A 13,359-nucleotide genomic window follows, 5' to 3' on the forward strand; every position below is an offset into this window, starting at 1 on the left:
AGATGTCAAGCAGAAGAAGACATAGCACAGGGTTTGGATATATTGGCTTTGGAAATAGTCAGGCTACATTTAACCAAAGGTCGTCAAAGCCTTTTTCTAAATATAAGGATAAGCTAGATCTTGAAGCACATCTACATTACAAAATGCATTTTTTGCATAAAGATTTAACAAGAGAAGACAAACAAAAAATTAAAAATAAAATACGACAACAAGAACGTAAACTCTTAAAAAGAACAGTAATTATTAGCACTATTCTTTTTATTATCATTGCGGTTACCACATTTTATTTAATCACTAAAATTTTATCCCACTAAGCTTTCAAATGATTCACTTTTTAAATTTAATCCGTTGGAAAAATTTACTAATGATTGCTCTAATGCAATATTTAGTAAAATATGCGCTTTTATTACCATTTCACGAAAGTCATAGCGTATTAACCACCTTAAACGATTTTAACTTTTTCCTTCTAGTATTAGCTACACTTTGTATTGCTGCTGGAGGCTACGTTATTAATGATATTTATGATGTTGAAACTGACAAAATAAACAAACCCAACCAAGTTATTATCCATAAGCATATTTCCGAAAAAAATGCATATACTTTATTTATCATACTTAATATATTAGGTGTTGGCTTAGGGTTTTATATTACTAACGAGATTAATAAATCCGGTTTTTTTGCTATCTTTTTTATAGCTTCTGCATTGCTTTATATTTATTCGACTTCTCTAAAACAAATAGCCTTAGTTGGTAATATTGTCGTGTCTATTGTGGTGGCATTAAGCATTTTATTGGTGGGTATTATTGAGTTAATCCCTGCAATAAATATAAATAACAAAGCTGTCCAATTAACATTCATTAATATTATTAGAGATTACGCCATTTTTGCTTTTATGATTAATCTTATCAGAGAATTAGTAAAAGACATTGAAGATATTGATGGCGACTATAAAGCAGGAATTCAAACGCTACCTATTATTTTAGGAAGAGAACGTGCTAATAAAATTGCATTTTTTCTGTCTCTTATTCCTATATGCGCTATAACTTACTACGTAATTACCTACTTATTTAAGCAACAACTTGTCGTTGGCTATTTTTTAATATTAGTTATCGCTCCGCTAATTTATGTGAGTATAAAATTATTTAGTGCCCAAAAGAAAGCACAATACAAACACATTAGTTTAGTTTTAAAATTAGTAATGCTCACAGGTATGTTGTCTTTATTGCTATATAACTTTATATTAAAATAACCCTTATTTTATCTTTATATAAAACTTCTTTTTTCGTAACTATTTTAATATAAAACCATCGCTAATGCTTAATGACAAACTCAAAGATTTCAATATCATTCTTGCTTCTGCTTCCCCGCGTCGTCATGCTTTTTTAAAAGCAATGCATCTTGACTTTGACATTCAGTTAAAACCTGTTGAAGAAATTTATCCTGAAGACTTAAAACGTGAAGAAATCACTGATTATTTAGCAAAATTAAAAGCGACACCTTTTACAGAAAACATTCAGCATAAAAACATTCTTATTACAAGCGATACAATTGTTTGGCTAGACCATAAAGCCATTGGCAAACCTAAAGATGAAGACGATGCTTTTTCTATGATAAAATCGTTGAGTAATAAAACACATGAAGTTGTTACTTCTATCTGTTTTACTTTAAAAACAGAGCAACACCTTGTTAATACAACAACAAAAGTAACTTTTAAGGCTTTAACAGACGAAGAAATTTGGCACTATGTTAAAACCTATAAACCACTAGATAAAGCTGGCGCTTATGGTATACAGGAATGGATTGGAGCAATAGGCATTACAAGTATTGAAGGTTCTTATAACAACGTTGTTGGTTTGCCAACACATTTACTTTACGAAACGTTAAATACCATTGTCAAAGGTTTTTAGAGTCTTATCTTTATTATACTTTGAAATTATGAGGCAAAATGTCTTAATTTCAGATTAGTTTCAGAATCTAAAAACATTCAAGTCATGGAGAAATATATAAAACGTAACTTTTTTTACCTTTTAATTCTAGGAGTAACATCTATTATTACATCTTGTACAGAAAACAAGACCAAAACATTAGAAACAGCCACAGTTTCAGAACCTAAAACAGAAGAGCTAGCACCAGCACCTAAATTATCAGAAGAGTTTAAAGCGTATTGGTATGATGGTGAAGCAGAAATAACATCCTACAAATTAGAACAAGCTCGCTATGGCGAATTACGAGAAGGCACAGCTGTTTTAGTTTATGTCACAGAAGATTTTCTACCCAATGTACAAGTCAAAGCAGACAACTATAATGAAACTAATATTCCTGTTTTAAAATTAAATGCGACTAAAAATTTTAATACGGGCATATATCCATACTCTATAATGCAGAGTACGTTTTATCCCGTTACTAATAATCAACATGCCTTAAAAATCTCTGCTTCTATACAAGAATGGTGTGGACATGTTTATATGCAATTAAATAATCGCAATACTTTTGAAGTACAATCACATTCTTATTTTCAAGGGGAAGCTGACGAAAACTTTAAGCTAGATAAAACATGGACCGAAAATGAATTATGGACTAAATTAAGAATAGATCCTAAAAGTCTTCCTGTAGGGCAATTAGACCTAATTCCGGCATTAGAATCTACAAGACTTAATCACGAAGCCTTAGAACCTCAAAAAGCTTTTACCAAATTAGAAAATAATAGTTATACCATTTCGTATCCTGAAGCAAACCGAACTTTAAAAATAAATTTCAATCCTCATTTTCCTTTCGATATTTTAGGTTGGGAAGAAACCACAACTAACGGAATAGGTACTTCTAGCGCAACCTTAACTACAAAAGCTACAAAATTAGAAACCTTAAAATCTGACTATTGGAATAAAAAAAGCAATACAGATTTAAACCTTAGAGAAACTTTAAAATTACAATAGACTTTATGGTTTCTGAATTATATTTGTGTAGCAAAATAAGCCTTACATGAGTTCAATGTTTTCCAACTATCAAGACAAATTCATTTATACGATTATATTATTAATCGTATTATTTATAATTAGGACAATTATTGTAATTACTGTAAAAAAAACAGGCGAAAAAAGCGGTACTACAGAAGCACGAGCAACATTAATTGGTAGATATGTAACTGTCGTTTTTGTTCTTATAGCTATTTTAATAGAAGCCTTTATTCTTGGTGCAGAAACACGAGATATTACACTTGTATTTTCTTCTGTATTTGCAGTTATTGGAGTGGCCTTATTTGCTATTTGGTCTATTTTAAGTAATATCACTTCTGGTGTAATTATGTTTTTTTCTTTCCCATATAAAGTTGGTGATAAAATAAAAATTCATGATAAAGACTATCCACTAGAGGCTATTATTGAAGATATTAGAGCGTTTCAAATTCATCTTAGAGAGGATAATGGAGATTTAGTAACCTATCCAAACAATCTCATTCTTCAAAAAGCTGTAACTTTATTGCAAAAGGATGCTTTAGACGACAGTAGTATTTTATAACTTATGAAGAATAAACCAATAAAAAAACGCACACATAATTATAAAAAACATATTGGAAAAGCTCCGGGCACTTTAGTTTATACTGGTGTAAAAACCGAAAAACGACTTCATATTGAATCCTTTGATTACACCAAAGAAACCTTAGATGAAAGCATCCTCACCAATATTGAAGATGCCAAAATACACAAAAGCACAGATTCTGTTACTTGGATAAATATTGATGGGTTAAACTCCATTAATGAGATTGAAAACATAGGTAAACAGTACGAATTACACCCTCTTGTTCTCGAAGATATCGTAAATACCACACAACGTCCTAAAATTGATGAGTATGACGACTATCTATTTATTGTACTTAAAATGCTGTATTATGATAACGATGAAAACATTATTATAGAACAAGTGAGCTTCGTTTTAGGAAAAAATTACGTCCTTTCTTTTCAAGAAGCAGAAGGCGATGTCTTTGATACAGTAAGAGAACGCCTGCGCCATGGTAATGGTAGAATACGCGGTCTAAAATCAGACTATTTATTGTATGCCTTAATTGATGCTGTTGTAGATCATTATTTTAGTATTATTGAAACCTTAGGTAATAAAATTGAAGATTTAGAAAACGATTTGTTTGCCGGAAACACAAGAGAAAACATCAATATTGAAGTACAACAATTAAAGCGAGAAATATTAAAAGTACGTCGTGCTATTTTTCCGCTACGTGAAATTATTAATCGTATTGAAAAAGGGGAACACCCTTTAATCTACAAACGCACTATTACCTATTACAGAGATATTTATGACCATTTAATTCAAGTGTCTGAAAACATAGATATCTACCGTGAAATGATTTGGAGTTTAATGGACATGTATATGACAACCATTAGCAACCGAATGAACGAAGTAATGAAAGTACTCACCATAATGTCTTCCATTTTTATCCCATTAACCTTTCTTGCAGGCATATATGGAATGAACTTTGAATACATTCCTGAACTAAAATATAAAAACGGTTATTTTATACTTCTAGGTGTAATGTTTGTTCTGTTTATTGGATTACTCTTTTATTTTAAACGTAAAAAATGGCTATAGAAGCTTTACAAAATCAAATTTCCCTTTATTTAAACGCATCTTTAAAAATTAAATAGAATGATCTGCACATTATACGCACACCAATTAGGCTTCGATAAAATCATAACTATTTTAAAAACTAATATTCCCAAAGGACAAATCACCTTTTCAGAATTAGATGGCTTTAAAATCGCAGAAATACAAACAAAAGGTGGCCTGTTCTCTTCAGACCACATTGTAAAAATTTCATACAGAGAACGGCTTCAACCTGATTATCAAATCAGCGATACAGAACACTGCCCGCTAAACGAGAATTTAAAAGGACTTTATGGCTTTGCGTCTTCGCTTCCTACAACCAATGAAAACATTAAAAGTTTATTTTTAAGAAAAATCCAAACCCTTAATTCTGAGTTTTCAATTTTTCAAGAAAAAGGTAAAACCAAAAACCTTAAAGACATCATTAGTCAATTAGCAGATGAATTTGACGCCATTGTTTTTGCTCAACCACAAACCATAATTTCTAAAGCAGAGGGGCAACACTTTTTAGACAAACACCTAAACTTAATTAGTGATTTAAACGGAAATTGTGAAATAAAAGAGCTTAAAGTTGCCATAGATTCTAAATATTACGATGGTGAAATAGAAGAAATTACAGAAGACCAAAAATCTCGAAAAGAAAAAAGTGAACTCATCCTAAAAAATCACCACATAAAAATTAACGCCAACCTTCCCTTTATAGAAAGTGAAAATGCCACCACCATAAGAACGGCAAAAGAAATAGCGCAAAGAGTAACCATTTTAACCATTACCAACTTGGTTGCTTTTAATAATATTTCAGGTGAAGACGCACTAAAAATGATTACTGATTTTGATTTACTAGATATAGTAACACCTGATGAAAAATCATTTCTAGAGAATCCTACTGACCAAAAGAAAAACCAAGAAACATGGAAATGTGAGTGCATTTGGACCTTAATGTGGGCATTAAAAATTGTAGACGATCTTGGTTTCCCAAATCAGATGGCCGATTTAAACAATATTCCATTCGAAAACTACCCAATTGGTCCAGGTAAAAATCCAAACGACTTTATTAATGCACAAACAGAGGTCAGAAGTAAAACCGAAATACTAAACGCTAATGACCTCTACTACAGAATGGATTGGGCTTGTGTAGATGCTAGGATAAACGGTAAAGAAATTACAGAAATTCATAACGGAATTGTCTATGAAAGACATTATGCGCTCAATTGGCTCATTAACTACATGAGTTCTGATTGGGATGATGTAACATGTGACACCTAAAAATTAAAGTCTACAGGAGTCATTATTGAGACATTTGTCACCGTTCATATCAAAAGCGTTAGTATCTTAATCGCAACGTTAAAAAAATCTAAAACAAAGTTCAGAACCTACTAACTTTTCTATATTTGAAACGAAACTAACTAATAACCTCATGTACCAACTTAGACTTTGTCTATTGCTTTTTATAAGCTCCATCGTTTCATTACAAGCGCAACAACCTAAAAAATACAATTCTTCAGAGATTTACGAAGCGGTTCAAAAACTCAATGTTTTAGGCTCAGTACTTTATATTGCAGCGCATCCTGATGATGAAAACACGCGTTTAATTTCTTATATGTCTAATGAAGTTAAAGCACGTACAGCTTATTTATCGTTAACTCGAGGAGATGGAGGACAAAACTTAATTGGTTCTGAAATCAGAGAACTTTTGGGAGTTATTAGAACTCAAGAATTACTAGCTGCCAGACGTGTTGATGGTGGGGAACAACGTTTTACTAGAGCTAATGATTTTGGATATTCGAAACATCCAGACGAAACTTTAGAAATCTGGAATAAAGACGATGTATTATCAGACGTTGTTTGGGCTATTCGTGAATTTAAACCCGATATTATTATTAACCGTTTTGATCATAGAAGAGCTGGTCGTACGCATGGTCATCACACCGCTTCGGCCATGTTAAGTATGGAAGCTTTTGATTTAGCAAATGATGCTTCTAAATACACCTCACAATTAGAATTAACCCAAACGTGGCAACCTAAACGCTTATTTTACAATACCTCTTGGTGGAGATACGGAAGTCAAGAAGCATTTGACAAATTAGACAAAAGCAATATGATAAATTTTGACGTTGGTGTTTATTACCCAAGCAAAGGCATGTCTAATAACGAAGTGGCGGCTTTGGCAAGTAGTCAACATTTATGTCAAGGTTTTGGACGTTTGTCACAACGAGGCTCTCAACAAGAATATATTGAGTTTCTAAAAGGTGAACCACTTCAAAAAAATGAAGATATCTTCTCTGGAATAGATGTGTCTTGGAACAGAATTGAAGGCGGAAAAGCCATTGGAAACATTTTAAAGTCGATAGAAACGCATTTTAACTTTAAAAACCCAGCATCACATTTACCACAACTTTTAGAAGCTTATAAATTGCTTCAAAATGTAAAAGACGAGCACTGGAAAACCGTTAAAACAAAAGAATTAAAAACAATTATCGAAGCTTGCTCTGGATTGTACCTTGAAGTTTCAGCTAAAACCCCAAATGCAGCACCAAATTCTAATATAACGTTAGATATGGAAGTTTTAAACCGAAGCAATGCCAATATTAATTTGGTCTCTTATAGCCTTTCAACATTAGAAAGAGGCATTACTAAAAATATAACTTTGGCTTCAAACCAAAAGCTAAACTTTGAAGAAAGCATAACAATTTCAAACAATAAAAATTACACAACACCATATTGGCTAAACAAAAAAAGCACCTTAGGCATGTATAATGTGGAAAACCAAAATTTAATCGGTTTACCAGAAACACCAAGAGCCGTTTTTGTTGATTTTAACTTAATGATTGAAGGCACACCTTTAAGCATTAGAAAACCTGTAATTTATCGTTATTCTAAACCAGATAAAGGCGAATTATATAGACCTTTCGAAATTATTCCAATAGCTTCAGCAAGTATAAGCGATAAGGTTTTCATCTTTGAAAACGACCAACAAAAAGAAATTGAAGTTACTGTTAAAGCTGGAAAGAATAATATTGAAGGTTATGTACAAATGGCATATCCTAAAGGTTGGAGTGTCTATCCAGAAAAGCAAAAAGTTGAAATCGCTAATAAAGATGATATTCAAAAAGTGGTATTTACAGTTATACCTCCAAAAAACCAAAGCGAAGGTTTAATTACACCAATGGTGAATATTGATGGTGAATTTTATACCGACGAACTCATAGAAATCGATTATGCTCACATACCATTTCAAACGGTTTTAATGCCAAGTGAAAGTAAAGTCGTAAGGTTAAACATTGAAACACGAGGTAAAAACATTGGGTATATTGAAGGCGCTGGAGATGTAGTCCCTGAAAGTTTAAGACAAATTGGTTATAATGTGACTAATATTGAACCAGAACAAATTTCACCAGAAAACTTAACTAATTTTGATGCTATTGTTGTTGGCATTAGAGCTTATAACATTGTTGAAGACTTAAAGTTTAAACAAAAATTCTTGTTAGAGTACGTAAAAGAAGGTGGTAATTTAATCATTCAATACAATACCAGTAGAGGCATTAAAATAGATAACTTAGCGCCTTATAACTTAAAATTGTCTAGAGACAGAGTTACTGATGAAAATGCAGCCATTCAAATCTTAGAACCAAATCACCCAATTTTAAATTTTCCAAATAAAATTACGAGTAAAGATTTTGAAGGTTGGGTACAAGAACGCGGCTTATATTTTCCTAATGAATGGTCTAAAGAATTCACACCATTACTGGCATCAAACGACAAAGGCGAAAGTTCAAAAAAGGGAGCACTATTGGTTGCTAAATACGGTAAAGGCAACTATATTTATACAGGTTTAAGTTTTTTTAGAGAATTTCCTGCTGGAGTGTCGGGTGCTTTCAGAATTTTTGCTAACTTACTATCCGCAGAAAAAGCCGATAAACCGTCATTTAAAAACTGATGATTTTTAGCTAATATTAGATAACAAACCCCTAACAACTAACTAAAAACTAAAAAGATGCGCAACCAAAACCAACCACAACCAAAGCAAAAATGGAGTAAAATGTATACTGCTGTTTTAATAGCAAATGCACTTTACATTGTCTTATTTTACTTTATTACCGCTTCATTCGCATAAAAACATATAATGCAGCAAACTTTAGATTGGATTGATTGGACGGTTTTAATAGCAACTTTAGCCACGATTGTTGGTTATGGAACTTGGAAAACTAGAGGTCGAAAAAATGCACAAGATTACATAAAAGGAGGTAATACTTCTAAATGGTGGACCATTGGTCTATCTGTAATGGCAACTCAAGCAAGTGCAATTACATTCCTTTCTACAACAGGTCAGGCATTTTCTGATGGCATGGGCTTTGTCCAGTTTTATTTCGGACTTCCAATTGCCATGGTTATAATTTGCTTGGTATTTATCCCTCTCTATCATCGACTTAAAGTTTACACAGCTTACGAGTTTTTAGAAAATCGATTCGACCTTAAAACCCGAAGTCTTACAGCCATTCTCTTTTTAATTCAACGAGGTCTTGCAGCAGGAATTACCATCTTTGCTCCTGCTATTATACTCTCTGTTGTCCTAGGTTGGAATATTATTACCCTTAACATCATTATTGGTGTTTTAGTTATTATTTATACGGTTTCTGGTGGAACAAAAGCCGTAACCGTAACACAAAAACAACAAATGTTTGTCATTTTTGCGGGAATGATAGCCGCTTTGTTTATCATCATTAATTTAATCCCAGAAGAAGTTTCGTTTATAGACGCCATTGATATTGCTGGTGCTACAGGAAAGATGAAAGTCTTAGATTTTTCATTCGATTTAGAAAATAGATATACCGTTTGGACTGGTTTAATTGGAGGTACATTTTTAATGCTATCCTACTTTGGTACAGACCAAAGTCAAGTGCAACGTTATCTTTCTGGTAAATCTATGAAAGAAATGCAAATGGGCTTATTGTTTAATGGTATGCTAAAGGTACCTATGCAATTCTTTATACTACTTGTTGGTGTAATGGTATTTGTGTTTTATCAATTTAATCCTTCGCCCTTAAACTTTATAGACAAATCCGAACAGACTGTTTTAGTCTCTGAATTTGGTGACGATTATAGAAGGCTTCAAGATAAACAAGCCGCATTATTTACTGAAAAACAAAAAGTGAGTTTGGCATTATCTAAAAGCACTGATGACAGTTTAAAAAACGAACTATTTCAATTAGACAGTATTGAAAAAACCTACCGCTCTGAATCAAAGTTTTTAATAAAAAAAGCTATTGATTCTGATTATACCTTAGCATACAATAAGCTTAAAAGTGAAGTAGACGCTTTAAAGTCTAACCCTAAAAGTGAAGCATACATTACAAAATCGGCTGCACTTACAGCACTATACAAAGATGCCGCTAAAGACACACAAACCAACGACAGAGATTACATGTTTATTAGGTTTATTTTAAACAACCTACCAACAGGTTTAATTGGTTTATTATTGGCTGTTATATTATCTGCAGCAATGTCTTCAACAGCTTCAGAAATTAACGCATTGGCAACCATTACGTCTATTGATTTATACGGCAGAAATCAAAAGGAAGACAAAAGTGAAGAACACATGGTAAAAATGACCAAATGGTTTACGTTTGGTTGGGGAATTGTAGCCATTATTATTGCTTGTTTTGCAGATCTTGCTGAGAATCTAATTCAACTTGTTAATATTATAGGTTCTATTTTCTACGGCAATGTTTTGGGTATCTTTTTACTCGCTTTTTTCTTTAAATATATAAAAGGGAACGCTGTATTTTTTGGTGCACTAATAACACAGGCTATTGTCGTTATTGGCTGGTGGCTAGATTGGATGCCTTACTTATGGCTGAATTTATTTGGTTGTATTGTTGTCATTACAATTGCCCATCTATTACAAATCCTATTACCCAAAAAAGCTGTATAACTAGTCCCATAAGCTATTACGTTTACGTCTGACTTACCTACTGTTCTAAATTTTAATTCTACACTATAGCTGCGTTATAAAACCTAAAAAAGTTAAAACTTTTAGTCTATAGTTTTATGCTACGATAGCACTTTTATCTTTTTAGGATGACAAGAAGAAACCAAGGCTAAGTTTCCCTATTATAAAGCAAGTAAAGAATGCCACAACACTTTTTTAATAATAGCCTTAGATTATAATCAACATCAATTCAAACAAAAAAAACGCAACTTTTTGTTTACTATAAGTAACCCAAAAGCTGCGTTTGTTATTTTATGTCTGATAGCTAGTAAATTACTTAGCTCCCCATTCTTTTAAAGAATCTTTATTCATTTTTATATAATCAGCATTACCTGCTTTTTCTGCTTTAGCTAAAGATTCTTTAGCTATTGAAATTGCTTTCTTTTTATCTCCAAGAGCAGCGTACAATAATGATTGTTTTCTCAATTGGTAAAACTTAGGGTCTTTAGTCATAGCCATCGCCTTATCCATCCATTCTTTAGCTTGTTCTAAATCTTTTCCTTCAGATAAGTTATAAACCGCTGCAGCATAATAATCGTTAGCTGATGGTCCTGCCATTGCTTTTTCAATAGAAGCCGCTACTGTCTTAGCAGTTGGAACTTCAAATTTTAAATTAGCCATAGTATTTTCCCAGATAAACCCTAATTCTGCAGAACCACTTTTTAAATTATCAAAAGTAATCGTAAATGTTTCAACTTTCATTGGTAACTGCATGGTTTCAATCTTCACTTTAGCAGCAACTTTTGCAGCATCAATAGTTTTTGGCGCTCCCCAATTATTAGTGTCATTATAGAAGATAACTTCCCAAGATTTTTCAGAAGGTGTAATAAAAATAGCGTAAGCACCAGCTTTTAAAGTGTTACCAGCAACAACTACGTCATCACTAAATGTAATCATTGTGTTTTTATTAGCTCCTGCTCTCCATAATTTACCATAAGGTACAAGGTCTCCAAAAATAGTTCTCCCATTCATGCTTGGACGAGAATATTCTAAAGTAACATCTGTTAAACCAACGACTTGTTCAATTTTTGTAAAAGGACTTGGTTGTGGTGTTTTAATTTGTGCATCTACCGAAAACATTAAAGTTAAAGCAAATGTAAATAGTACTAATTTCTTCATTTTTTATAGTGTTAAGTGTTTGTTTTTAACTGTTGTAAAATTACAACTTAAGCTATGCTATAAATGTTAAGGAATCCTTAAAATGAAAACTAACATTCTTAATAACGATTTCTTAACACGCAATATTTAGGATAACAACAGTATTAATCGTAATATTGCAATATAATAATATAAAGACTAATGGGTTTAACGAAATCAGAAATTTTCACGCCAGAACAAAATGAGCTCTCAAGTATCGCTAAAGTTTTTGGTCATCCGGCGAGAGTGGCTATTCTTCAGCATTTATTTAAAATAGATTCTTGTATTTGTGGTGATTTGGTTGATGAAATTGGTTTAGCACAACCTACCATTTCTCAGCATTTAAAAGAGTTAAAAAAAATAGGACTTATAAAAGGAAACATTACAGGTACCAGTATTTGTTACTGTATTGATAAAGATAATTGGTCACAGATGAAAACCGTACTTTCTGTATTCCTTAATCAAGATATAAATGAAAACAATAACTGTTGTTAAATATAATATTGCCTTATGAAATTATCAGAAATTAAATCAAAATTACAAACCTTAGACACTATAGCGTTTCAATTACCAAACGGCACTTTAGTTCCAAATCACTTTCATGTAACAGAAGTCGGTAAAATATCGAAGCATTTTATTGACTGTGGAGGCACCGTAAGAACCGAAAACGTAGCCAACTTTCAGCTTTGGGAAGCAGACGATTACGACCATAGGTTACACCCTGAAAAACTACTAAGCATTATTGAACTTTCTGAAAAAGTCTTAAACATTGAAGATTTAGAAATTGAAGTAGAATACCAAGGTGACACGATTGGAAAATATGGATTAGACTTTGATGGCACACATTTTTTATTGACTTCAAAATTGACCGATTGTTTAGCAAAAGACAAATGTGGTATTCCTGAAAAGAAACCAAAACTTAAACTATCAGAATTACAAAAAGAAGCTCCGTCTTGTGCGCCTGGTTCAGGATGTTGTTAATCGTTAATATTTCGTAAAAAGCTATGTTATACCAACCTATTAAAACCCAAATAGAACAGCTAAACACAAATTCTATTTCCAAAGAACGCAAAACTATTTTACAACCACTTATAGATTTTGTACAATTAAAAGTAACTAATAAATCAAGGGTTAACTTAAATTTTATTTGCACACATAATTCCCGTCGCAGCCATTTGTCACAAGTCTGGGCGCAGGCTATGGCATCTTATTTTGAAATTAAAAATGTGTTTTGTTATTCTGGTGGTACTGAAGCCACAGCCTTATTTCCTGTGGTTGCTAAAACGCTTGAAAACACAGGGTTTCTGATTGAAACGCTTTCTAATGGAAGCAATCCGGTGTACAGTATAAAACATTCAAAAAATGCACATCCAATTATTGGGTTTTCTAAAACGTTTGATGATGAATTTAATCCGACTTCTGAATTTGCTGCAATAATGACTTGCTCTAGCGCAGATCAAGGTTGTCCCTTTATTGGTGGATCAGAGAAGCGTATTCCAATAACTTATGATGACCCAAAGGCCTTTGATAATACGCCTCTGCAAATAGAAAAATATAACGAGCGTAGCTTTCAAATTGCTACTGAACTAAAATATGTGTTTTCTAACATCGTAAACTAATTA

Annotated in this window: 13 protein-coding genes; 12 read left to right on the forward strand and 1 reads right to left on the reverse strand. The window is 32.4% G+C overall.

Annotation, left to right across the window (positions count from 1 at the left end; translation table 11 throughout):
• Window positions 1–2 precede the first annotated feature (2 nt).
• The 9 genes from KO504_RS04770 (at window position 3) to KO504_RS04810 (ending at window position 10,543) form a co-directional block, all read left to right on the forward strand.
• A complete protein-coding gene (locus KO504_RS04770) occupies window positions 3–314 on the forward strand; it encodes a hypothetical protein (protein ID WP_215925190.1) in 312 nt (103 codons plus the stop codon).
• An 8-nt stretch (window positions 315–322) separates the two neighbouring features.
• The gene (locus KO504_RS04775; RefSeq protein WP_215925191.1) at window positions 323–1,249 is read left to right on the forward strand and encodes a geranylgeranylglycerol-phosphate geranylgeranyltransferase; all 927 of its coding nucleotides are present in this window, start codon (window positions 323–325) and stop codon (window positions 1,247–1,249) included.
• Between the two features lie 64 nt (window positions 1,250–1,313).
• On the forward strand, window positions 1,314–1,907 hold the full coding sequence (locus tag KO504_RS04780; protein WP_215925192.1) for a Maf-like protein: 594 nt from the start codon (window positions 1,314–1,316) through the stop codon (window positions 1,905–1,907).
• A gap of 84 nt (window positions 1,908–1,991) precedes the next feature.
• Window positions 1,992–2,933, forward strand: coding sequence for a septum formation inhibitor Maf (locus tag KO504_RS04785; protein ID WP_215925193.1), 942 nt, complete (start codon window positions 1,992–1,994; stop codon window positions 2,931–2,933).
• A 46-nt stretch (window positions 2,934–2,979) separates the two neighbouring features.
• Window positions 2,980–3,513 (forward strand): mechanosensitive ion channel domain-containing protein, encoded by a 534-nt coding sequence (locus KO504_RS04790; RefSeq protein ID WP_215925194.1) that lies wholly within the window; start codon window positions 2,980–2,982, stop codon window positions 3,511–3,513.
• 3 nt (window positions 3,514–3,516) lie between these two features.
• Entirely contained in the window at window positions 3,517–4,596 is a 1,080-nt protein-coding gene (gene corA / locus KO504_RS04795; protein ID WP_215925195.1) for a magnesium/cobalt transporter CorA, read from the forward strand.
• A 57-nt stretch (window positions 4,597–4,653) separates the two neighbouring features.
• Window positions 4,654–5,877 (forward strand): DUF4272 domain-containing protein, encoded by a 1,224-nt coding sequence (locus KO504_RS04800; protein WP_215925196.1) that lies wholly within the window; start codon window positions 4,654–4,656, stop codon window positions 5,875–5,877.
• Between the two features lie 151 nt (window positions 5,878–6,028).
• On the forward strand, window positions 6,029–8,548 hold the full coding sequence (locus KO504_RS04805) for a PIG-L family deacetylase (RefSeq protein WP_215925197.1): 2,520 nt from the start codon (window positions 6,029–6,031) through the stop codon (window positions 8,546–8,548).
• Between the two features lie 186 nt (window positions 8,549–8,734).
• Window positions 8,735–10,543, forward strand: a complete 1,809-nt coding sequence (locus KO504_RS04810) for a sodium:solute symporter (protein WP_215925198.1) — start codon at window positions 8,735–8,737, stop codon at window positions 10,541–10,543.
• A gap of 330 nt (window positions 10,544–10,873) precedes the next feature.
• Here the strand turns inward: KO504_RS04810 and KO504_RS04815 are convergent, their stop codons facing one another.
• Window positions 10,874–11,719, reverse strand: a complete 846-nt coding sequence (locus KO504_RS04815) for a DUF2911 domain-containing protein (protein ID WP_215925199.1) — start codon at window positions 11,717–11,719, stop codon at window positions 10,874–10,876.
• Window positions 11,720–11,899: 180 nt separating this feature from the next.
• Between KO504_RS04815 and KO504_RS04820 the strand changes: the two genes are divergently transcribed.
• Genes KO504_RS04820 through KO504_RS04830 form a run of 3 tightly spaced genes read left to right on the forward strand, consistent with a single transcriptional unit; the run spans window position 11,900 to window position 13,356 of the window.
• Window positions 11,900–12,232, forward strand: coding sequence for an ArsR/SmtB family transcription factor (locus KO504_RS04820; protein ID WP_215925200.1), 333 nt, complete (start codon window positions 11,900–11,902; stop codon window positions 12,230–12,232).
• A gap of 15 nt (window positions 12,233–12,247) precedes the next feature.
• Entirely contained in the window at window positions 12,248–12,718 is a 471-nt protein-coding gene (locus KO504_RS04825) for a DUF6428 family protein (protein WP_215925201.1), read from the forward strand.
• Between the two features lie 23 nt (window positions 12,719–12,741).
• A complete protein-coding gene (locus KO504_RS04830) occupies window positions 12,742–13,356 on the forward strand; it encodes a low molecular weight phosphatase family protein (RefSeq protein ID WP_215925202.1) in 615 nt (204 codons plus the stop codon).
• Window positions 13,357–13,359 lie beyond the last annotated feature (3 nt).

This window comes from Winogradskyella psychrotolerans, assembly GCF_018860565.1.
In the GTDB taxonomy this organism is placed as follows: domain Bacteria; phylum Bacteroidota; class Bacteroidia; order Flavobacteriales; family Flavobacteriaceae; genus Winogradskyella; species Winogradskyella damuponensis.